The sequence below is a fragment of the Inquilinus sp. genome, assembly GCF_057815775.1.
Genome location: NZ_JBYRFX010000471.1, coordinates 1 through 21,496, shown reverse-complemented (window position 1 = coordinate 21,496; position 21,496 = coordinate 1). Strand labels below are relative to the sequence as shown.

The window sequence follows — 21,496 nt, the reverse complement described above, 5'->3', positions numbered from 1 at the left end:
ATGCGTTGGGCCTATTTTAGGAGCATCTGTCCTCATCACGAGAGCCAGTTCGGGCCAATTTGAAGGTGCCAGTTGGCGGGATGGAGAGCGGCCGCTATCGTAGCGGCGAGATATCAGGGAGGTTCGCGTGGAGACCGACGGCATCGCATCGGATCCGGCGTATGTCGATCCGGCGACCGGGCAGCGCCTGCCGCTGGCCACGCCGCTGTGGCGGGCCCCGTCCGGCCGGCCGCTGATGATCTCGCCGCTGCTCGGCATCACCAAAGCCGACATCGACCGCAGCCAACGCTCGCTCTGGCGCTATGCCGCCAGCCTGCCGGTGGCGGTGGCCGACCCGATCAGCCTCGGCGAAGGCTGCACCCCGCTGGTCCGGCGCCGGGTCGACGGGCTGGAGGCGCTGTTCAAGCTGGAATGGGTGATGCCGACCGGCAGCTTCAAGGATCGCGGCGCCTCGGTCATGCTGTCGGTGCTGCGCCAGCAGGGCATCCACGCGGTGCTGGAGGACAGCTCCGGCAATGGCGGCGCGGCCGTCGCCGGCTATGCCGCAGCCGGCGGCCTGCGCGCCAAGATCCTGGTGCCGGCTTCGACCCAGCCGGGCAAGACGGTGCAGATGCGCGCCTATGGCGCGGAGGTGCAACTGGTCGAAGGCCCGCGCCAGGCGACCGCCGATGAGGCGGAGCGCCAGGCCGACCGGATCTTCTACGCCAGCCACAACTGGCAGGCCTTCTTCCTGCAAGGCACCAAGACCCTGGCCATGAGCTGTGGGAGGATCTGGGCTTCCGCGCGCCCTACAACGTCATCATCCCGATGGGCGCGGGCAGCAACGTGCTGGGCTGCGACATCGGCTTCGGCGAGTTGCTGCGAAGCGGCGAGATCGATCGGCTGCCCCGGCTGTTCGGCGTGCAGCCGGAACGCTGCGCGCCGATCCATGCCAGCTTCCAGGCTGGCGTCGACGATCCGGTGCCGGTCGAAATCGGCCCGACCATCGCCGAAGGCACCGCGATCGCCCGGCCGGTGCGGTTGAAGGAGGTGCTGGCCGCCATCCGCCGCTCGGGCGGCGCGACGGTGGCGGTGCCGGAGGCGGCGATCCTGGCCGGGCTTCACCAGCTCGCCCGGGCCGGGCTGTATGTCGAGCCGACCTCGGCCTCGACCATCGCGGCGCTGAAGCAGCTGCAAGAGACCGGCGCGATCAAGCCCGGCGAGACCACGGTGCTGGTGCTGACCGGGTCGGGGCTGAAGGCGACCCAGCGGGTGGCGGAGCTGATGGGGTTGCCGCTTTGATCTGAAGCCGGGGCAGGGAGGCACCATGCGCCGCAGCGTTCCGTTCGACGCTCTGATCCTCGACCGGGTGTCGCCGGTGCCGCTGCACCGGCAGCTCTACCTGGCGCTGCGGGGGCTGATCCAGGATCGGACGCTGTCGGCCGGGTCCGCGCTGCCGTCGACCCGCGGGCTCAGCCAGGATCTCGGCATTGCCCGCAACACCGTCACCGCCGCCTATGACCAGCTGGTGACCGAAGGCTATGTCCTGTGCCGCCCGGGCGCCCGCCCGACGGTGGTCGACCTGCCCGCGGGCCCGCCGGGCGAGGCGGCGGATCCGGACCAGCAATGGCCGGTCTCGGCCCGGGGCGAATTGATGCTGCGCCAGCCGGCCCATCATGGTGCGCCGGGGCATCTCGCCTTCCACCCCGGCATGCCGGATGCCGCGAACTTCCCCTTCGCGACCTGGAGCCGCCTGCTGGCACGCCGGGCCGGCTTCGGCCGCGAAGGGCTGTTCGGCACCTATCACGTCACCGGGCATCCGGAGCTGCGGACGGCGATCGCCACCTATCTGAAGACGGCGCGCGGCGTGCGCTGCGGCCCGGAGCAGATCGTGGTCACCACGGGCGCCCAGGCGGCGCTGGACCTGCTGGCCCGGCTGCTGCTCGACCCCGGCGATGCCGTGTGGATGGAGGAGCCGGGCTATTACGGCGCGCAATCCGCCTTCGTCGCCGCCGGGGCGCGGCTGCTGCCGCTGACGGTCGGCGGCGATGGCTGGCAGCTCGACCCGCCGCAGGACCGGGATCTGCGCCTGATCTATGTCACGCCGGCCTGCCACCATCCGCTCGGCGCCACCATGCGGATGGACCAGCGGCTGCGGCTACTGGAGATCGCCGACAGCCGCAACGCCTGGGTCATCGAAGATGATTTCGACGGCAAATACCGCTTTCAGGGCCAGCCGATCCCGGCGATGCAGGGGGCCGACCGCTCCGGCCGCGTGATCTATGTCGGCACCTTCGCCAAGATCCTATTCCCGGCGCTGCGCCTGGGCTTCATGGTGCTGCCGCCGTCGCTGCCGCCTGGGATCGCGCAGGCGCTCAGCATCACCGGCCAGTTCGCGCCGCTGCTGCTGCAGGCGGCGCTGGCGGATTTCATCGGCGACGGCCACATGGCCCGCCACCTGCGCCGCATGCGCCGGATCTATGCCGGCCGCCGGGTGCTGTTCCGCGCCCTGTGCGAAGACCAGCTCGGCGCCTGGATGACGCTGCAGGCGGGCGAGGCCGGGATCCAGATGGTCGGGCTGCTGCGGGACGGGCTGGACGACCACCGGGTCGCGGTGGCGGCGCGGGCGCGCGGCGTGAACGTGTCGCCGCTGTCGATCCAGTACCGGCACGGCGCGCCGCGGCAGGGCCTGGTGCTGGGCTATGCCGGTGTCGACGAGCCGCTGACCCGGCGCTGCATGCGGCTGCTGCAGGATGCATTTCGCGAGGTCGCCGGGGCTTGAGCAACGTGCGTGCCGCGCCGCCCCGTGGCAGGCTGCTCCGATTCCACTCCTGACCGCGGATTCGATTCATGGCGAAATGGCTGGCCGGCGCCCTCGATTACATTCCGCAATGGCTCGACTTCCAGATGCGGCTGACCGAACAGCCGGGCTGCGTCGTGGCCATCGCCGAACGCGGCGAGGTCGTGCTGGAGCAGGCCTTCGGCACGGTGGCGCTCGGCGGCCGGGCGGCGCTGACGCCGCGCCATCGTTTCCGCGTCGCCTCGCATTCCAAGACCTTCACCGCCGTCGGTATTCTCAAGCTGCGGGAGGAGGGGAAGCTCGGCCTCGACGATCCCGTCGGCCACCATGTCGACGGGCTGGACCCCGCCACCGGCGCGGCGACCATCGCCCAGCTGCTGTCGCACAGCGCCGGCCTGACCCGCGACGGCATCGATGCCGGCCAATGGCAGGACCGCCGGGCGTTCCTGGACACCGCCGAACTGCGCGCCGCGCTGGCCCTGCCGCCGCCGATCGAGGCCAACACCCGGTTCAAATATTCCAACCACGGCTTCGGCCTGCTCGGCCTGGTGATCGAGGCGGTGACCGGCGAGGCCTATGGCGACTGGATCCGCCGCGCCGTGATCGAGCCGGCCGGGCTGGCGGAGACGGTGCCGGACCTGCCGTCGCCAGGGGCCGTGCCGATGGCCAGCGGCCACAGCGGCACGCTGCCGCTCGGCCGGCGCGTCGTCATTCCGGGGGATGCATCGACCCATGCGCTGGCCGCCGCCACCGGCTTCGTCAGCACCGCCGCCGATCTGGTGCGGTTCTTCGGCCAGCTCGATCCCGCGGCCAAACGCAGCGTGCTGTCGGTGGCCAGCCGGCGCGAGCTGATCCGGCCGCAATGGCGCAATCCGGACACGGAGCTGGAGCGGCATTACGGCCTGGGTACCATGAGCGGCCGGGTCGCCGGGCTCGACACCTTCGGCCATGGTGGTGCCTTCCTGGGCTTCATCAGCCGGACCCTGGTGCTGCCGGGCCACGACCTCGCCGTCTCGGTCGTCACCAACGCGGTCGACGGCATGGCCAACCCGTGGGCAGAGGGCGTGGTCCATATCCTGTCGACCCTGGCGCGGCACGGCGCGCCGACCGCCAAGGTGCAGGGCTGGGGCAGGCGGTGGTGGAGCGCCTGGGGCGTCGGCGACCTGGTGCCGGCGGGCGGCAAGGTGCTGGTCGCCACCCCGGCGCTGCAGACACCGTTCCTGGACGCCACGGAAATCACCCCGACCGGCCCGGACGAGGGTCTTATCACCAAGGCCCAGGGCTACCAGAGCCATGGCGAGGCCGTCCGCCTGGTGCGCGACCGCAAGGGCGCCGCCGCCGAGTTGCACTATGCCGGCGCCAAGCTGGTGCCCGAGGCCAAGCTGGCGGCGGAGATGAAGAAGCGCTACGGCGGATAGAGAGTCTCGGTGGCGGGGCCGCCCTGAAACGGCGGCCCCGCCATCGCGCCGTCAGGCCGTGAACACGGTGAGCATCACGAAATAGTTGGAGACCGGCCCGGGCAGGATGCCGGCGTCGCCGCACCAGAGGGCGACATTGGGCAGCTTGCTGCCGCGGGTGGCATACGCACTGTTATAGCCGCTCTCGGCCACGGCGAGCGACATGACGTAGTTGCTGGACCCCAACTGTGCGGCCAGGGCTGACTCGACGGTGGCGAAGAAGCCGTCGAGCGAGTTCGACGTGTTCCCCGCGTAGCACAGTACATCGTACAGAAAGCTGCCCGAGATCATTTCCCCCGGCTGCCTGGCAGCCAAGGACGTAGCCTGGGGCGGCTGGGCGTCGAGCTTGTTCACGCCACGAAGAATTGCCATGAAAATCCTCCACAGAAATACGAAATAACCTTTAAATATTAAGTCGGTATCAATGGAAATAGCAAGTTGAGGATCTTGATGCGGTCAGAATTTTATTGGGAAAATGCAATATAATTTGATTTCGAACAGTGTTTAATTATTGTTCCGGGTCGCTTGCGGTGTAATGCTTCTGGCAACGAGCTGGATGGCCATCGCCTCCGCCGCCTTGCCGTCGGACCCGAGAGGCCTGACGCGGCGTTTACAAAAAATAACATTTGGAGGGATGATCGGCCGGCGGCTCGCTGAGACAATGGGCCCATGGCGGGACCCAGAAAGATGATGTCGACCTCCGCAGCAACGCGTCCGGAGCCCCAGGCGCATGTGCTCCTCGTCGAAGACGATCTCGAGATCTCCCGGATGCTGCAGGGCGTTCTCTCCGAGAGCGGCTTCGCGGTCTCCGCGGTCACCGATGCGGGTGAGATGGACGCGGTGCTGCGCCTGGCCCGGGTCGACCTCGTCGTGCTCGACATCATGCTGCCGGGGGAGGACGGGCTCAGCATCTGCCGCCGCCTGCGCGCTGGCTCGGCGATCCCGATCATCATGGTGACGGCCCGCGGCGATGCGGTCGACCGGATCGTCGGGCTGGAGATCGGCGCCGACGACTACCTGCCCAAGCCGTTCGATTCCCGCGAGCTGGTGGCGCGCATCCGGGCACTGCTGCGGCGCGCCCAGGGCGGGGCCGGCGGCGGCCGGCAGCGATCGCTGGGCTTTGCCGGGTGGCGGATCGATCCGGGCTCGCGGCAGCTGCGCGATCCCGAAGGGGTCCAGGTCGCCCTGACCAGCGTCGAGTTCGACCTGCTGGCCGCCTTCTGCCGGCATCCGGGCGAACTGCTGTCGCGCGACCAGCTGATCGAGCTGACGCATAGCGGCCTGGCCAGCCCGATCCAGCGCAGCATCGACGTCCATGTCAGCCGCATCCGGCAGAAGATCGAGCCGGACCCGGACAATCCGCGCTTCATCAAGACCGTGCGCCTCGGCGGCTACATGTTCACCGTGCAGGTCGAGGTGGCCTGATGCGGATCCTGGGCCGCCTGTTCCCGCGCAGCATCGCCGTTCAGATCACGGGGATCTTCGCCGTCTCCGTGCTGCTCGGCATCGGGCTGACCAGCGCCATCCTGTTCCTGTTCTTCCGGGAGCCCGATGCACGGGACGGGGATTCGCTCTCGGCGACCGGGGTCGGCAAGGTCATCCAGATCGCCCGGACCGCCGAGACCCTGGAAGAGCTCGACAAGATCCTCGACGTCGCCCGGCGGGCCGGCTTCGGCGCCGTCCGGGTGCCGCTGACGGAGTTCACGGCCCGGTCCGCGGATGCGCCGATGCCGATCGCAACCAGCGTGATCGCGTTTCAGTTGAAGACCCTCTGGGGCATCGAGGCCCGCAGCGCCGACTTCGAATCCGGCGTCGGCAACGGCCTGATCGTGCCGCTCGACGACCGGTCCGCCCTGGTGTTCGCGGCCCCCACCCTGACCAGCCTGGGGCTGTTCATCCTTAAGCCCACCGTCCTGATCATCATCACGATGCTGGTCTTCGTCGTGTTCATGTCGGTCTATGCGGTGCACTGGATCACCGCGCCCTTGTCGGCGCTGGGACGGGCGGCGGAATCCTTCGGCCGTTCGCCTGACGACGCCCGGCTGGTCGACCGCCGCGGGCCGCGCGAGATCGGCCTGGTCGCCGACGCCCTCAACACCATGCGCACCCGCATCCGGGCACTGCTCGACGACCGCACCCGCATGCTGGCCGCGATCAGCCACGACCTGCGGACGCCGCTGACCCGGCTGCGGCTGCGGGCCGAGCGGATCGAGGAGCCGGATCTGCGGGACGGCATCCTGTACGAGGTCACGCGGATCAGCCGCATGCTCGACGAGACCCTGGACTATCTGCGCCCCGGCGTGCGCGAGGAGCCGATGTCGCGGGTCGACCTGCCGAGCCTGCTCCAGACCGTCTGCACCGATTTCGGCGATGTCGGCCACAGCATCGCCTATGACGGGCCGCCGCGCCTGACCTGGACCTGCCGCCCCAATGCCTTGGCCCGCGCCATCACCAATGTCGTGGACAATGGCGTGCAGCATGGCGCGTCGGTGCGGGTCGTGCTGCGCGTCGGCGATGGCGGGGTGGCGGAAATCGACGTGTCCGACGATGGGCCGGGCATCCCGGCACCGTTGCGGGACAAGGTGTTCGATCCGTTCTTCAAGGGCGACAGTGCCCGGTCGGCGGCGGTGCGCAGCGGCTTCGGGCTGGGCCTGTCGATCGCCCGCGACGTCATCCGCGGCCATGGCGGCGGCATCGGCCTGCTCGACCGGATGCCGCATGGGCTGACCGTGCGGATGTCGCTGCCGAACCCGGAAACAAGTCTTAACATAACTTAAAACCGGGTCATTTCTTCGGCTTCTATTCTCGCGGCTCCCATCGACCCACAGGGCAAGCCGCATGCACACGCCGTCGTCGACCCATATGTCCCCCGCACGGCGGACCCACCGCAGGACCCGGATGACGGTCCCGCGGGCCCTGGCCAGCGCCGGCCTGATCCTGGCCGCGACCAGCACCAGTGCGGGGGCCGAAACGCCCACCGGCTCGCAGCCGGGTAGCGGCAGCGACTGGAATTTCGTGCTCGGCGGCGGCGCCGTGGTGCGGCCGAGCTATGAAGGCTCCGACAAATTCACGGTGTCGCCGCTACCCTTCGTCGCCATCAATTGGCGGGACCGGGTCTTCCTCGACATGGAACGGGGTGTGGGCGTCAACGTGATCCGCACGTCGAATTTCCGGCTGGGCGCCTCCATCGGCCTCGCGCCGGGCCGGGATGAGGACGACGAGGATCATCTCAAGGGGCTGGGCGACATCGACACGGCCGCACGCGGCCATGTCTTCGGGTCCTATTCCTTCGGCATGCTGCAGTTCGGCGTTGATGTCTCCAAGGATTTCGGCGGCAGCGAAGGCGTGCTGGTCCGGCCTGATGTATCCGTGAAGGTCCCGCTGTCCGAGACCTGGAGCCTGTCATCCGGCGTTTCCGCCACCTGGGCCAATGACGACTACATGCAGACCTTCTTCGGCGTCACCCAGTCGCAGTCCCGGAAATCGGGTCTCGACCGCTTCGATGCCGAGGCCGGCTTCAAGAGCGTCGACTTCCGGGTCGGCCTCAACTGGGCGTTCTCCGAGAACTGGTTCGCCACCGCGAATGTCGGCCTGGGCGTCCTGCTCGGCGATGCGGCCGACAGCCCGATCACCGAAAGCCGGGTGCAGCCCTCGGTGGGTCTCGCGGTCGGCTACAAGTTCTGACCGGGTCCGGCCGGCATCACGGCGGATCGTCGATCAGCGCGCCGGAATAGACCACCGGCCCGGTCGGGCTGCCGGTCGGCGACCCGCCGGCCGGTTCGACGCTGACCGCCAGCGTGCCGCCGCCGAGGCCGGTGCCGCGCAGGGCGGCGGGGATGGCCAGGTGCTGCTGCGCGCTGGTATCGATCAGGCCGAGCGACCGCGGCGCCGCACCGGCCGCGACGAACCACAGCTCCAGGCTGCGATCGGCCGGGATCTCGGCCTTGACCGACCGCACCTGCACCACGCCGGACCGGGTGTCGACGCGGACGATCAGCGCCGGCAGGTCGCCGCCGCGATTGACCACCGCTACATAGCTGTCCAGGCGGCCGCCGATATCGGCCCGGGTCAGCAGGATGAACCCGGCCAGTGCTGCGGCCAGGGCTCCGGCGGCCAGGGCGCTGCCGCGCCACAGCGATCGCGACCGTCGCAGCCGCTGGTCGATGGACACCACCGAAGCCGTCTGTGGCTGGCCGATGGCCCGCTCCAGCGCGGCCCAGACCTGCGGTCCCGGTGCCACCGGCGGCACCTGTTGCGCCAGCGGCCCCAGCCGGCGCTCCCAGGCTGCGACCGCGTCCTGCAGCGCCGAGTCGGCCGCCAGCGCACGCTCGAACACGGCGCGTTCGTCCTGCGGCAGGGTGCCCAGGACGTATTCGGCGATCAGGGCCTCCTGATCCTCGGTCACTGTCCGGCTCCGTCCATGCACAGCCGCAGCGCGGCCAACCCGCGATGCAGCCAGGTCTTGATCGTGTTCACAGGCCTGTCGAACCGCGCCGCCAGCTCCTCACGGGAATAGCCCTCATAATAGGCGAGCAGCACGCAGCGGCGGTGGCTTTCTTCCAGCCCGCCCAGGCAGCGGCCCAGCTGGTGCATGGCGGCGAAGCCGGCGCCCTCATCGCGCGGGTCGGCGATCGATTCCAGCCAGTCGCCGCCATCCTCATCCGGCTCGACCAGCACCTCCCGCCGCCGCCTTGCGGTGTCGATGGCCCGGTTGCGGGCGATCGACACCACCCAGCCCAAGGGCGACCCGGCCGCGGGCGAGAAGGTCGCGGCGTTGCGCCAGATGCGGAGATAGGCGTCCTGCACCACGTCTTCGGCCATGGCGCGGTCGCGCAGGATGCGCAGGACGATGCCGAACAGCAGTGGCGACGTCCTGTCGTAGACGGCCTTGAACGCCGCCCGGTCGCCACGACCGGCCGCCTGTAACGCCGCGACAAGGCTCTCGTCATCCGCCAGCAGAATCGGCCCCTGCATCAGTCGTGCCGAAACACTACCAGCAGGCCGACGGCGGGTCGGTGTGAAACTGTTCCGTGGCGAACGTCCTCGCTCCCGATGCTGATCTGGCTGGTCAAATCGCGGCATGGCCGTGCGGTCCGGGTTGTCGCCTTTGCCGGGGGCGCCGCAGCAGCGGCGCCCCCGCGCCGATCACTTCGGCATCAGCACGGTGTCGACGACCTGGATGACGCCGTTCGACTGCAGCACATCGGGGATCGTCACCATTGCCATGCCGCCCTTGGCGTCGATGATCTCAAGCTTGCCGCCCTTTTCCTCGACGGTCAGGTCTTCGCCCTGGACGGTCTTCAGCATGGCTTTGCCCTTGCCGTCCTTGACCGCCTTCTTCAGGTCGGCGGCGGTCAGGTGGCCCGGCACGACGTGGTAGGTCAGGATCGTGGTCAGCATCTGCTTGTTCTCGGGCTTGACCAGCGTGTCGACCGTGCCGGCCGGCAGCTTGGCGAAGGCCTCGTTGGTCGGCGCGAAGACGGTGAAGGGGCCGGCGCCGTTCAGGGTGTCGACCAGGCCTGCGGCCTTGACCGCGGCGACCAGGGTGGTGTGGTCCTTCGAATTGACCGCGTTCTCGACGATGGTCTTGCTCGGGTACATCGCGGCGCCGCCGACCATCACGGAGGTTTCCGCGAAGCTCGGGCTGGCGATGGTGACCACGGTGCCGGCCGTCGCGAGGGCGATGCAGACGCTGAGCGCCATGGAGGTGCGTCGATCGATACGCATTCTGGGATCTCCCAATTCTTGATGTCGCCGAAAAGTCGGGACGGGGAGGCTCTACGGATCGCGTCGCGGGAAAGTTTCAGGAATTCGTCGCGGCATCGCGAATTCCGGCTGGGTGCCGAATGCCGCGCGGCTGATCCAGGCCGACAGCCCTGCAAGGGGGCATTCAGGTCTGCAGGCCTTGCGCCATTGCCGGGCCGCCCCGATGCGGCCGGCCATGGTCGGCCGGGCGATCTCCGCAACTGGTGATTCCTGGGGGATTGAGGGCCGGACCGCTTCTTCGACAGTCTTGCGCATGCCCTCGGGGCGGCGCCGGGCGCCGTGCCGCAGGGCAAAGCGACACCCGAAGGAGAGAACCGAATGACGTCCGACGCCGATGCCGGCCAGCGTGCCGTCCAGGGGCTGATCGACGGGCTCGGCCAGGCGTGGGCCCGGCACGACGGCCCCGCCTATGCCGCGCTGTTCGCCGATGATGCGGATCACGTCAACGCCTATGGCCTGGCGATCAAGGGCCGGGCCGAGATCGAGACCTGGCATTCGCTGGTCTTCCGGACGGTGCTGCGGGACAGCGTGGCCACCCTGATCGACACCAAGTGCCGCTTCCTTCGGCCCGATGTCGCATCGGTCGAGATCCGCTGGCAGCTGGCCGGAACCTATACCCCGCAGGGCGAACCGGTGCCGGTGCGGCGGGGCTTGAGCGCCTTCATCGCCACGGAGAAGCGCGGCGGCGGCAGGTCGGCGAGGTGCAGCACGTCGATCGACCAGCCGCCGCTGGAAGCAGCCCGGGCCCTGGCGGCGCTGTCGGCGGCCTCGCCCGCGGACTGAACCCTCGATCCCTATCGTTGCAATGTTTCAGGAGAGCTTCGTGACCCTTTTCCAAGGCACTGATGCCAACGACCACCTGCCGCCCGCCGGCGCGAACACCGCCGGCAACGACCAGATCTATGGCTATGGCGGCAACGACGTGCTCGATGGCGGCGCCGGCAACGACCTGCTGGTCGGGGGCGCCGGGGCGGACACGCTGACCGGCGGCGCGGGCATCGACACCGCCGGCTATGTCGGCGATGCCCCGGTGTCGATCAACCTGACCACCGGCCATGGCTATGGCGGCGAGGCCCAAGGGGATGTACTGACCGGCATCGAGAACGTCTCCGGCACCGGCTTCAACGACCTGCTGATCGGTTCGGCCGGCAGCAATGTCCTCAGCGGCAATGGCGGCGCCGACGTCCTGTCGGGCATGGCCGGCAACGACACGCTTAATGGCGGCGATGGCAATGACGCGCTCAATGGCGGGGACGGGGCGGACACGCTGAACGGCGGCGCCGGCGTCGACCTCATCACCTTTGGCGGCTCCGCTGCGATCAGCGTCACGATCGGCGGCATCGGCCATGGCGGCCAAGCCGAGGGCGACCATATCGGGGCCGATATCGAGAACGTCAACGGTACCCCCGGCAACGACAGCATCACCGGTTCGGCCGCCGACAATCTCCTGCGCGGGGATGCCGGCAACGACGTGCTCAATGGCCTGGCCGGTAACGACACCCTGGTCGGGGAGGCCGGCGCGGACACCCTGTCCGGCGGCGCGGGGGCGGATCACTTCGTGTTCGATGCGCTGGGCGACAGCACGCTGGCTGCGCCCGACAGGATCACTGATTTCAGCCACGCCCAAAGCGACAAGATCGACCTGCATCTGATCGACGCCAACACGGCGGCGGCCGGCGACCAGGCGTTCCACTTCATCGGCACGGCGGCCTATGGCCACCATGCCGGCGAATTGCATGAGGGCATCTCCGGCGGCGTCACCACGATCACCGGTGACGTCAATGGCGACGGCGTCGGCGATTTCGCCATCACCCTGACCGGCAGCATCACCCTCACAGCCGGCGACTTCGTTCTGTGAGCCGTGGTTCTGCTAGGAAGGAACTCCGTCGCCATCCGACCCTGGTCCGGGTGAATTTTATGACATTTTCTTAATCTGCGATCGATCGATGACGCGTCCGGCGGGAGGGTAAGTCTATTATCCCAACGGACGCGCTATCGGCCCGGCGGCGACGTGGCCCCGGCAACCAGAGTGGAACAGTGTCATGGCACTCGGATATTTCATGGTCCCGCCCGGCTACACCGGCGCGGTCCCGCCCGGCTACACCGAGGTCTTCTACACCAACGCCGCCCAGAACCTCGGCAGCTCCTTTGACGACATCGTCATAGGGAGCAACATCGGGGCAAAGTGGTTTGGCGAGGACGGCTACGACACCCTCGACTATTCCGACTATGGCCAAGGCATCAGGATCGACGAGTTTGAGGGCGCGGTCCGAGATGCCACCGGCATCATCGGCCTGATCTCGGCCATTCCGGGCCGTGGCTTCGAGGAATACCACGGCACCGCGTTCAATGACGTGCTGGTCGCGGCGGCGGGGGACGACCAGGTCCTGCGCGGCGAAGGCGGCGACGACACGCTGGTCGGCGGCATCAATGTCGAGTTGCTGGACGGCGGCACCGGCATCGACACCGCCAGCTATGTCAATTCCACGGTCGCGGTGACGGTCGACCTGCGGCTGGCCGGCGCCCAGGTCTCGGCCGGGGACGCCAATGGCGACACCCTAACCGGCATCGAGAACCTGACCGGCTCGGCCTTCGCAGATTCGCTGCACGGCGATGCCGGAAACAACGTCCTTATCGGCGGGGCCGGGGCCGATGGGCTGGTCGGCGGTGCCGGTATCGACACCGCCGACTATTCCGGGTCGCCGGCGGGGGTGACCGTCGATCTGGTGCTCGGCACCGGCCATAGTGGCGACGCCGAAGGCGACACGCTGACCGGGATCGAGAACATCACCGGCTCGGCCTTCGCCGACAAGCTGACCGGCGACGGCAACGCCAATGTCCTGCTGGGCGGAGCCGGGGACGACGTGCTGCATGGTGGCGCCGGGGCGGATACGCTGGACGGCGGTGACGGCTCGGACTTCGCCAATTACCAGGGCTCGGCGGCCGGGGTGACGGTTGATCTGCTCGGGCATACCGCTTCGGGCGGCGACGCTGCCGGCGATGTGCTGACCGACATCGAGAACCTCTACGGCTCGAGCAATGAGGACCACCTGACCGGCGACAACGGCGCCAACATTCTCGGCGGAGAACTCGGTAACGACACCCTTATCGGCAATGGCGGCAATGATATCCTCTCGGGCGAGGGCGGCGACGACCATCTCTTGGGCGGCGACGGCGCCGACCGCATCGTCGGCGGCGATGGTAACGACGCCATCGACGGCGGCAACGACAACGACTCGATCGACGCCGGCACCGGCAACGACCTCGTCTTCGGTGAGGCCGGCACCGACACCATCTATGGCGGCGCCGGCGACGACCGGCTCAGCGGTGGCGACGGCAACGATTTGCTCATTGGCGGCGCCGGGGCCGATAACCTGTCCGGCGACGGCGGCGTCAACACCGCCAGCTATGCCGGATCAGCCGCGAGCGTGACGGTCAGCCTGGCGACCGGCACCGGCCATGGCGGCGACGCCGAGGGCGACACCCTGAACGGGATCGAGAACATCTATGGTTCCGACCACAACGACGTGCTGACCGGCAATGCCGTGGCCAACACCCTGTCGGGCGGCGCCGGCGACGACATCCTCACCGGCAGTCTCGGGGCCGACCTGTTGAAGGGCAACGCTGGCAACGACACCTTCGTCTACACCTCGATCGCCGATAGCACGGTGGCGCCGGCCGGCAAGGACGTGATCGCCGACTTCTCGGCCGGCGACAAGATCGACCTCAGCGCCATCGATGCCGACGGCAATTCCGCCAATGGCGATACCGCCTTCAGCTTCGGCACCGGCGGCTTCACCGGCCATGCCGGCGAAGTCCGGATCGTGGATTTCCACAACGGCCTCCAGGGCGTCTATCTCGACGTCAATGGCGACAAGATCCCGGACGCGATCATCAACGTCATCTCCGACCACGCTTTGACCCCCAGCGACTTCGTGCTCTGACGAGCCGCGTTGCGGCTACAGCGCACGGCCAGCCAGGGCCAGCCGCGCGCCGAAGCCGATCAGCAGCGACGCGAAAGTCCAGCGCTGGATCGCCTGGGCGATCGGGTGGCGCGCCACCCAGCGGCCCAGCCCGGCGCCGGCGACGGCATAGATTGCGTCGAAGGCGAGGCCGACCACGACCAGCACGGCACCCAGCATCAGGAATTGCTGCGGCACGCTGCCCTGGTCCGGCCGGACGAATTGGGGCAGCAGCACGGAACAGAACAGCAGCGCCTTGGGGTTCAGCAGGTTGGTCAGCAGGCCGCGGCGGATGGAAAGGCCATAGGGCTGCGGCCCGGCTCCGTCCGTCGTCGCGCCGTCTGGCAGCAGCGATGGGGCCCGCAGAATGCCGATGCCGAGCCAGACGAGATAGGCCACGCCGACCAGGCGGACGATGTCGAAGGCCACCGGTGCTGCCCGCAGCAGCGCCGCCAGGCCGAAGCCGGCCAGCGCGACATGGGCGGCACGGGCAGCGGCCAGCCCTGCCGCCGTCGCCAGGGCATGGGCGCGGCCCTGCATCGCCCCGGTCCGCAGCAGCAGCACCATGTCGGGCCCCGGCACCAGATAGGCCACGGCGAGCGATCCGACAAACAGCCACAACTCGGTCATAAGACGTCTCCGACGGTTCGGGCATCAATCGGCCCGGGCCGGAGTCTAGGGCGTGTGGTCGGCGCATGTCCTTGCGATCTGTGCTACTGAAGTTGGCCATCGTGGTAGACTCTGCCAATCGAATGGCGTGGAGACAGGGTGGCATGCCAAATCTGAAATTGGACGCGATCGACCGGCGCATCCTGGCCGCGCTGCAGCGCGACGGCCGGCTGACCAATGTCCAACTGGCCGAGGAGGTCGGCCTGTCGCCATCGCCGTGCCTGCGCCGGGTGCGGCTGCTGGAGGAGGCGGGGGTGATCGGCGGCTATCACGCCCTGCTGCATCGCGGCGAGATCGGCCTCGGCCTGACCGTCTTCGTCAGCGTCAAGGTTGAGCGCCATCGCGATGCGGACGCGCAAATGTTCCGGGACGCCGTGCTGGCACTGCCCGAGCTGGTGTCTTGCCACCTGGTCTCGGGCGAGGCGGATTTCCTGCTGCAGATCGTGGTGCCGGACCTTGCCGCCTATGAACGCTTCCTGCTCGGCACCCTGCTGAAGCTGCCCGGCGTCAGCGATGTGCGCAGCAACTTCGCCATCCAGACCGTGAAGGCCCAGGGGCCGCTGCCGCTGGATCATCTGCCCCAGGCCGGATGAACCGGTCGCCGGACTCAGAGGGCTTTCGCCATCTCCGCCAGCTTGGCGATGGTGTTCATGTTGCGCGCCGTTCCGGCCGTGGCGGCGGGGATCTTCAGCCGGGACTGGGCCATGCCGTCGCCGTAATGGACATAGATCTCCCGCACCCCCAGCCGGACCTCCTCATTTGCCTGGTTGCTGATGACGTCCAGCGCATCGGCCGGCGGCGGTTCGTCCAGGAAGATCGCGACCGTGCGGTTCGGCGCCGCCTGCGGGAACGGATTGCGCGCCAAGACACCGGCGAGTTCGGCCGCGCTGCGCACCAGAACGCCCACCGGCTTGCCGGCATAGGCCCGCAGCCGCTGTTCCAGCGCCGCCTTCACCCGCGCCTCCGGCAGGTCGCTGGCGAAGACGACATTGCCGCTGGCGATATAGGTGCGGACCGCCGCGAACCCGGCCTCCTCGCACATCGCCTTGAGGTCGCCCATCGGCAGCTTGCCGGTGCCGCCGACATTGACGGCGCGCAGCAGGGCGATGAAAGCGGTCATGCCGGATCTCCGGATATCGATAGCATGGCCATCATGGTCTGAAGCGGGCCTGTGGCGTAACCCCATCTTCCCAGTCCCGTCCGGCCGTGAAAGGCTGTACCGTGCCGCTTCGGTGCAGTGGATCGGTTCAGGCGAAACGTCGAGAATGACAGACACGACCTGGCGCGGGCCGACCCTGCGATCGCTGATGCCGCTGATCGCCGGCTTCGTCCTGCTGTTCGCCTCCGCCGGCACCCTGATCTGGCTGTCCTGGCAGCAGCAGGCGCTCGCCGGCCAGGTCCGGCACGCGTTGGAGGTCGAGAGCCAGCTGAACCATGTGCAGACGCTGGTGACCGATGCGGAGACCGGGCAGCGCGGCTATCTGCTGACCGGGCGAGACGTCTATCTGCAGCCCTTCCTCGATGCCAAGAACCGGGTGCTGGGGCAGATCGACACGCTGGCGCAGCAGACGGCCGGGGACCCCGACCAGCAGGACCGGGCGGGCAATCTGCGCACCCTCGCCATCGCCAAGCTTGCCGAGCTGGAGCGGACGGTGACGCTGCGGTCCTCCGGCCACACCGACGAGGCGCTGGCGATCGTCAACGACGACAGCGGCAACCAGCTGGTCACGCAGATCCGCGCCGTGGTCGCCGACATGCAGGCGCGGGAAGAACGGCGGCTGCAATACCGATCGGACCGGGCCGAACGGGTCAACATCCTGGCCCAGGTGATGCTCGGCCTCAGCGTGCTGTTGATCCTGGGCCTGGCCTTTCTCGCCATCCGCGACGGGCGGCGGCGCCTGCTTGAACTGCAAGCGACCAACCTCCGCCTGCAAAGCGAGATCGTCGAGCGCACGGCGGCCGAAGGGCAGGTCCGGCAGTTGCAGAAGATCGAGGCGGTCGGCCAGCTCACCGGCGGCATCGCGCATGACTTCAACAACATGCTGGCGATCATCATCGGGTCGCTCGACATGGCGCGCCGGCGCCTCAGCGGCACCGAACACCCCCGGGTGCCGCAGGGCATCGACGGCGCGGTCGAAGGCGCCCAGCGGGCGGCAGCGCTGACCGCCCGGCTGCTGGCGTTTTCGCGGCGGCAGCCGTTGGACCCGAAGATCCTCGACGCCAACAAGCTGGTCGGCGGCATGTCCGAGCTGCTGCGCCGGACCATCGGCGAGCAGGTGCAGATCGAGACCGTGCTGGGTGGCGGGCTGTGGAGCGCCTATGTCGACCCGGCGCAGGTGGAGAGCGCGCTGCTCAACCTCGTGGTCAACGCCCGCGACGCGATGCCCGGCGGCGGCAAGCTGACGATCGAGACGGCCAACACCGATCTCGACGACCGCTACGCCCGGGCGCATGCCGAGGTGACGGCCGGCCAGTACGTGCAGATCTCGGTCACCGACACCGGCACCGGCATGGCGCCCGAGACCATCGAGCGGGCGTTCGAGCCGTTCTTCACCACCAAGGAGGTCGGGCGCGGCACCGGGCTGGGGCTCAGCCAAGTGTTCGGCTTCGTCAAGCAATCGGGCGGCCACATCAAGATCTATTCCGAGCCCGGCCATGGCACGACCGTCAAGCTGTACCTGCCGCGGCACCTGGGCATGGCGGCGGGCGAGGTCGCGGCCACCGGCGCAGTCGCGGATGTGCCGGCCGGGACGGATGGCGAGGTCATCCTGGTGGTGGAGGATGAGGCGGCGGTGCGCCAGATCGCGGTCGATGCGCTCGAGGAGCTCGGCTACACCGTGATCCAGGCGGACAGCCCGGCCGAAGCGCTGCGACACCTGGAACGCCAGCCGGTCTCGCTGCTGTTCACCGACATCGTGATGCCGGGAATGACGGGCCGCCAATTGGCCGACCGGGCGCGGGAAACGCTGCCGGACCTGAAGGTGCTGTACATCACCGGCTATACCCGGAACGCGGTGGTGCACAATGGCGTGATCGACCCCGGCACCCATCTGCTGCAGAAGCCGTTCACCCTGGAGCAACTGGCCGGCAAGGTCCGCCAGGTGCTGGGGCAGCCGGCTGAGTGATTGCCTGTCCGGCAGACTTGCTGCCGCTCACAGTCCCTAACAACAGATAACGGGCTAGTTCCAGGTCGCTGCTTCTAAATGTCAGTGCGAGCAAATCGATATGCCGGCGCGACCGGGATGTCGTGATTTTGCCCGTCGCCCAACGGTCAATTCGGGCGGGACCTGGCCTGGAGAGCGCGATGTCTGACACCACACGGGCAACAAGACCGGACAGCCGGACGGTGTTCGTCACGGAGCTGACGAACGGCCTGCTCGACCCATCGATCCCGATGTTGGGGCCGGTCGCGGATGGCGGGGTGATCATCGCCAACACCGCCCCCGGCTGCTGGGGGCCGATGATCACGCCGGAGATCCGCGGCGGCCATGAGGTCACGCGTCCGGTCGCCGTCGCCGGTGCCGAGATCGGCGACGCGATCGCCATCCGCATCCGGTCGCTGGTGGTGACCTCGGCGGTGACCGCGTCCGGCAACGACAAGGTGATGGCCGGCCGGTTCAACGGCGATCCGTTCTGTGCGGCGGTGTGCCCGAACTGCGGTGCGGAATGGCCGCGCACGCGGATCGAGGGCATCGGGCCGGGTGCCGTGCGCTGCGAGGCCTGCGGTGCGGACGCCACACCGTTCACCTTCGCCAATGGCTACACCATCGCGTTCGACGACGAGCGGCAGGTCGGGCTGACCGTCGGCAAGCGGGAGGCGGAGGCGATGGCGCCGGACGCGGCGCGGCTGATGGCGATCCCGGATGCCTCGATCCAGAACCCGATCCTGACCTTCGCGCCGGCGGATCTCGTCGGGGTGGCGACGCGCCTGCGACCCTTCCTCGGCCAGCTCGGCACCACGCCGTCGAAGACGATGCCGGACTCGCACAATGCCGGGGATTTCGGGGCGTTCCTCGTCGGGGCGCCGCACATCTATGCGCTGACGGCCGAGGAATTGGACCGCCACAAGACCGACGGCCATCTCGACGTGAACACCGTGCGTGAAGGCGCGGTCTTGATCTGCCCGGTCAAGGTCCCCGGGGGCGGCATCTATATGGGCGACATGCACGCCCTGCAGGGCGATGGCGAGATCGCCGGCCACACCTGCGATGTCGCCGGCACCGTCACGCTGGAGGTCCATGTCATCAAGGGCCTGGCGATCGACGGCCCGATCCTGTTCCCCTGCATGGACGATGTGCCCTATCTCGCCCGGCCCCTGAACCCGAGCGAACGCGCCAAGGCGCAGGTCCTGGCCGACAAACACCATGTGCAGATCGAGGCGGATGCGCCGGTCACCTTCATCGGCACGGGCCGCAGCCTGAACGAAGCCACCGACAATGGCCTCAAGCGCGCGGCCGAGGTGCTGGAGATGACCGTGCCGGAGGTGATGAACCGGGCCACGATGGCGGGGGCGATCGAGATCGGCCGCCATCCGGGCGTGGCACGCGTAACCTTCCGCGCCCCGCTGAAGCACCTCGATGCTCGCGGCCTCGGGTCGTTCGCACGCAGTCTTTACGACCTCTAGATCACGCCGATGGCCCGGGGCGGCTCACATCATTCGGGCTGCAATGCCCGCACAGGAGAATGCGAAATGGTTGATCTGAAGATTTCCAGGCGCTTGCTGGCCGCCTCGGCCCTGGCCGGGGCGTTGGCGATGTTGGTGCCGATGTCGGTGCAGGCCCAGACCGCAGCACCGGCGATGAAGGCAGTCGCACCCGCGGCGGTGGATGAATCGATCCGTCCGTTCCAGTTCCATGCGTCCGATGAGGCGCTGGCCGACCTGCGCGACCGGATTCTCGCGACCAAATGGCCGAGCCGCGAACTGGTGCCCGACGGGACCCAGGGCGTGCAGCTGGCGACCATGCAGAAGCTCGCCCAGTACTGGGCGACGGATTACGACTGGCACAAGGCCGAGGCGAAGCTGAACGCCCTGCCGCAATTCGTGACCAACATCGACGGCGTGGACATCCACTTCATCCATGTCCGGTCGAAGAACAAGAATGCGCTGCCGATCATCATCACGCATGGCTGGCCGGGTTCGATCATCGAGCAGCTCAAGATCATCGATCCGCTGACGAACCCGACGGCGCATGGCGGCGACGTGTCCGACTCCTTCGACGTGGTGATCCCCTCGCTGCCGGGATACGGCTTCTCCGGCAAGCCGACCGAGCTCGGCTGGGATCCGGCTCGCATTGCCCGGACCTGGACGGTGCTGATGAAGCGGCTGGGCTACACCCGCTATGTGGCGCAGGGCGGCGACTGGGGCGATGCGGTGACCGAGCAGATGGCGGTGCAGGCGGCGCCCGGGCTCCTCGGCATCCACACCAACATGCCGGGCGCGGTGCCGCCCGCGATCGAGAAGGCGCTCGAGGCTGGCGGCCCGGTGCCGGCCGGCCTCTCGGCGGACGAGCAGCGGGCCTACGGCCAGCTCGACTTCTTCTACAAGCACGGCCTCGCCTATGCCCAGGAGATGACGGCCCGGCCGCAGACGCTGTACGGGATCGAGGATTCCCCGATCGGCCTGGCGTCCTGGATGCTGGATCACGACGCGCGCAGCTATGAACTCATCGCCCGGGTGTTCGATGGCCAGAGCGAGGGGCTGACCCGCGACGATATCCTGGACAACATCACGTTGTACTGGCTGACCGATACCGCCGTGTCTTCGGCCCGGCTGTACTGGGAAAACAAGCTCGCCTTCTTCGCGCCGAAGGGGATCAAGATACCGGTCGCGGTCAGCGCGTTCCCGGACGAGCTCTACCAGGCGCCGGAGAGCTGGGTGAAACTGGCCTTCCCGAACCTGCTCACCTACAGCCGGCAGCCGAAGGGCGGGCACTTTGCCGCCTGGGAGCAGCCCGACGCCCTGACCAAGGATCTTCGGACGGCCTTCAAGCCGCTGCGCTAAACGATACCGCACGGGCGGCGGGAGTCCGCCGTCCGTGCGACAGATCGCGATCGATGCACCGGCGGGACCGGGCTACATTGCGATCCGGGTGGGCGGACCTGCACGGCCGCTCACCTCGTCGCCGATGGCGTGATGCCGGTCCGCTTGTTCCGGTGGATGCCCGGCGTGATCACCGCACAGTTTCTGCGGCGGGCCGTCGACAGGTTCAAGCTGTCGCTGATCTGGACAACGCTGCTGCTCCTCGCCGTCGCCGTGTTCGGCCCCGCGCCCGGCGGGATCATCGGTCACGCCTGCTGGGCGGCGGCGATATTGGCGATCTGCCACCTCGTGGTCCGAACGATCCAGCTGCTGCGCGCCCGCCAGTCGCGGCGCTGGTTCCCGGTCCTGTGGACCGCCGCACTGCTGGGGCGGGCCTGCTGATCAGCGCGACCTATGCCCCGTCCCCGGCCTCCGCACGGCTGCCGGCCGGGCCTGGCGCTTCGTCGCCTACCCCCCAGGCAGGCCCCGGGCGCCCGCGGATGCCGCAGACTGGGGCGCCCATCCGCTGGGCTGCACCGAAGGCGGTCAGGGCAGCGTCGTGGAGCCGTCCGTCCCAGTGTCGGTGATTCCAGGTCGGTGGACCCGGAATGGTTGCCAGCATAGTTATGGCCTATTCTCTTTGAAAACAGGAAAATTTGTTTAGTCATTATTAAGATTATGTGATTCATATGAAGTCATCATTTTAGGAATATTAGAAAAAGCGAATAGTAATTCGGATTTTTGACTCAAAATTTGTCAAATGCATTTAGCTCATGTCGGCATTTTTATATAACATTAGCAAGAAATCTTTTGATGTTTCAATCTATATTTCTAAGAAATAAAT

20 protein-coding genes and 1 pseudogene are annotated in these 21,496 nt (G+C 68.2%); 14 read left to right on the top strand and 7 right to left on the bottom strand.

Features of this window, described 5'->3' with window-relative positions:
* The first annotated feature begins 235 nt into the window (after positions 1-235).
* The 3 genes and pseudogenes from AC3XYG_RS16760 (at position 236) to AC3XYG_RS16750 (ending at position 4,197) form a co-directional block, all read left to right on the top strand.
* A pseudogene (locus tag AC3XYG_RS16760) lies at positions 236-1,281 on the top strand (threonine synthase).
* A gap of 25 nt (positions 1,282-1,306) precedes the next feature.
* Positions 1,307-2,761 (top strand): rhizopine catabolism transcriptional regulator MocR, encoded by a 1,455-nt coding sequence (gene mocR / locus AC3XYG_RS16755; RefSeq protein WP_489140989.1) that lies wholly within the window; start codon positions 1,307-1,309, stop codon positions 2,759-2,761.
* A gap of 68 nt (positions 2,762-2,829) precedes the next feature.
* Positions 2,830-4,197 carry a serine hydrolase domain-containing protein gene (locus AC3XYG_RS16750; protein WP_489140988.1) on the top strand — a complete coding sequence of 456 codons (1,368 nt, stop codon included), beginning with the start codon at positions 2,830-2,832 and terminating at the stop codon, positions 4,195-4,197.
* A gap of 51 nt (positions 4,198-4,248) precedes the next feature.
* Here AC3XYG_RS16750 and AC3XYG_RS16745 read toward each other — a convergent pair whose 3' ends face one another.
* Positions 4,249-4,608, bottom strand: coding sequence for a hypothetical protein (locus tag AC3XYG_RS16745; protein ID WP_489140987.1), 360 nt, complete (start codon positions 4,606-4,608; stop codon positions 4,249-4,251).
* 315 nt (positions 4,609-4,923) lie between these two features.
* On the opposite strand from AC3XYG_RS16745, the gene AC3XYG_RS16740 reads away from it, so the two are divergent.
* The 3 genes from AC3XYG_RS16740 (at position 4,924) to AC3XYG_RS16730 (ending at position 7,920) form a co-directional block, all read left to right on the top strand.
* A complete protein-coding gene (locus tag AC3XYG_RS16740) occupies positions 4,924-5,661 on the top strand; it encodes a response regulator (protein WP_489140986.1) in 738 nt (245 codons plus the stop codon).
* Positions 5,661-7,013: an ATP-binding protein gene (locus AC3XYG_RS16735; protein ID WP_489140985.1), complete on the top strand. Its 1,353-nt coding sequence runs from the start codon at positions 5,661-5,663 to the stop codon at positions 7,011-7,013. The genes AC3XYG_RS16740 and AC3XYG_RS16735 overlap by 1 nt, the downstream gene beginning before the upstream one ends.
* A 121-nt stretch (positions 7,014-7,134) precedes the next feature.
* Positions 7,135-7,920, top strand: a complete 786-nt coding sequence (locus tag AC3XYG_RS16730; protein ID WP_489140984.1) for a MipA/OmpV family protein — start codon at positions 7,135-7,137, stop codon at positions 7,918-7,920.
* A 16-nt stretch (positions 7,921-7,936) separates the two neighbouring features.
* Here AC3XYG_RS16730 and AC3XYG_RS16725 read toward each other — a convergent pair whose 3' ends face one another.
* The 4 genes from AC3XYG_RS16725 to AC3XYG_RS16710 form a co-directional block, all read right to left on the bottom strand.
* Entirely contained in the window at positions 7,937-8,641 is a 705-nt protein-coding gene (locus tag AC3XYG_RS16725; protein ID WP_489140983.1) for an anti-sigma factor, read from the bottom strand.
* A complete protein-coding gene (locus AC3XYG_RS16720) occupies positions 8,638-9,210 on the bottom strand; it encodes a sigma-70 family RNA polymerase sigma factor (protein ID WP_489140982.1) in 573 nt (190 codons plus the stop codon). The genes AC3XYG_RS16725 and AC3XYG_RS16720 overlap by 4 nt, the downstream gene beginning before the upstream one ends.
* Before the next feature lie 171 nt (positions 9,211-9,381).
* Positions 9,382-9,963 (bottom strand): fasciclin domain-containing protein, encoded by a 582-nt coding sequence (locus tag AC3XYG_RS16715; protein ID WP_489140981.1) that lies wholly within the window; start codon positions 9,961-9,963, stop codon positions 9,382-9,384.
* A 51-nt stretch (positions 9,964-10,014) separates the two neighbouring features.
* Positions 10,015-10,257: a hypothetical protein gene (locus tag AC3XYG_RS16710; RefSeq protein ID WP_489140980.1), complete on the bottom strand. Its 243-nt coding sequence runs from the start codon at positions 10,255-10,257 to the stop codon at positions 10,015-10,017.
* Positions 10,258-10,320: 63 nt separating this feature from the next.
* On the opposite strand from AC3XYG_RS16710, the gene AC3XYG_RS16705 reads away from it, so the two are divergent.
* The 3 genes from AC3XYG_RS16705 (at position 10,321) to AC3XYG_RS16695 (ending at position 13,946) form a co-directional block, all read left to right on the top strand.
* Positions 10,321-10,785 (top strand): SgcJ/EcaC family oxidoreductase, encoded by a 465-nt coding sequence (locus tag AC3XYG_RS16705; protein WP_489140979.1) that lies wholly within the window; start codon positions 10,321-10,323, stop codon positions 10,783-10,785.
* Between the two features lie 40 nt (positions 10,786-10,825).
* Positions 10,826-11,860, top strand: coding sequence for a calcium-binding protein (locus tag AC3XYG_RS16700; protein ID WP_489140978.1), 1,035 nt, complete (start codon positions 10,826-10,828; stop codon positions 11,858-11,860).
* Positions 11,861-12,044: 184 nt separating this feature from the next.
* Positions 12,045-13,946, top strand: coding sequence for a calcium-binding protein (locus tag AC3XYG_RS16695; protein WP_489140977.1), 1,902 nt, complete (start codon positions 12,045-12,047; stop codon positions 13,944-13,946).
* Positions 13,947-13,961: 15 nt separating this feature from the next.
* Here the strand turns inward: AC3XYG_RS16695 and AC3XYG_RS16690 are convergent, their stop codons facing one another.
* Positions 13,962-14,594, bottom strand: coding sequence for a LysE family translocator (locus tag AC3XYG_RS16690; RefSeq protein ID WP_489140976.1), 633 nt, complete (start codon positions 14,592-14,594; stop codon positions 13,962-13,964).
* Positions 14,595-14,737: 143 nt separating this feature from the next.
* Between AC3XYG_RS16690 and AC3XYG_RS16685 the strand changes: the two genes are divergently transcribed.
* The gene (locus tag AC3XYG_RS16685; RefSeq protein WP_489140975.1) at positions 14,738-15,226 is read left to right on the top strand and encodes an Lrp/AsnC family transcriptional regulator; all 489 of its coding nucleotides are present in this window, start codon (positions 14,738-14,740) and stop codon (positions 15,224-15,226) included.
* A gap of 14 nt (positions 15,227-15,240) precedes the next feature.
* On the opposite strand, the gene AC3XYG_RS16680 is transcribed toward AC3XYG_RS16685, so the two are convergent.
* Positions 15,241-15,753 carry a DUF1697 domain-containing protein gene (locus tag AC3XYG_RS16680; protein ID WP_489140974.1) on the bottom strand — a complete coding sequence of 171 codons (513 nt, stop codon included), beginning with the start codon at positions 15,751-15,753 and terminating at the stop codon, positions 15,241-15,243.
* A gap of 145 nt (positions 15,754-15,898) precedes the next feature.
* Between AC3XYG_RS16680 and AC3XYG_RS16675 the strand changes: the two genes are divergently transcribed.
* From AC3XYG_RS16675 to AC3XYG_RS16660, 4 genes are all read left to right on the top strand, one after another.
* A complete protein-coding gene (locus AC3XYG_RS16675; RefSeq protein WP_489140973.1) occupies positions 15,899-17,758 on the top strand; it encodes a CHASE3 domain-containing protein in 1,860 nt (619 codons plus the stop codon).
* Positions 17,759-17,937: 179 nt separating this feature from the next.
* The gene (locus AC3XYG_RS16670) at positions 17,938-19,257 is read left to right on the top strand and encodes an acetamidase/formamidase family protein (protein WP_489140972.1); all 1,320 of its coding nucleotides are present in this window, start codon (positions 17,938-17,940) and stop codon (positions 19,255-19,257) included.
* Positions 19,258-19,323: 66 nt separating this feature from the next.
* Entirely contained in the window at positions 19,324-20,634 is a 1,311-nt protein-coding gene (locus tag AC3XYG_RS16665) for an epoxide hydrolase family protein (RefSeq protein ID WP_489140971.1), read from the top strand.
* A 165-nt stretch (positions 20,635-20,799) separates the two neighbouring features.
* Complete coding sequence (locus AC3XYG_RS16660) at positions 20,800-21,054, top strand: hypothetical protein (protein WP_489140970.1); 255 nt, start codon at positions 20,800-20,802, stop codon at positions 21,052-21,054.
* Positions 21,055-21,496 lie beyond the last annotated feature (442 nt).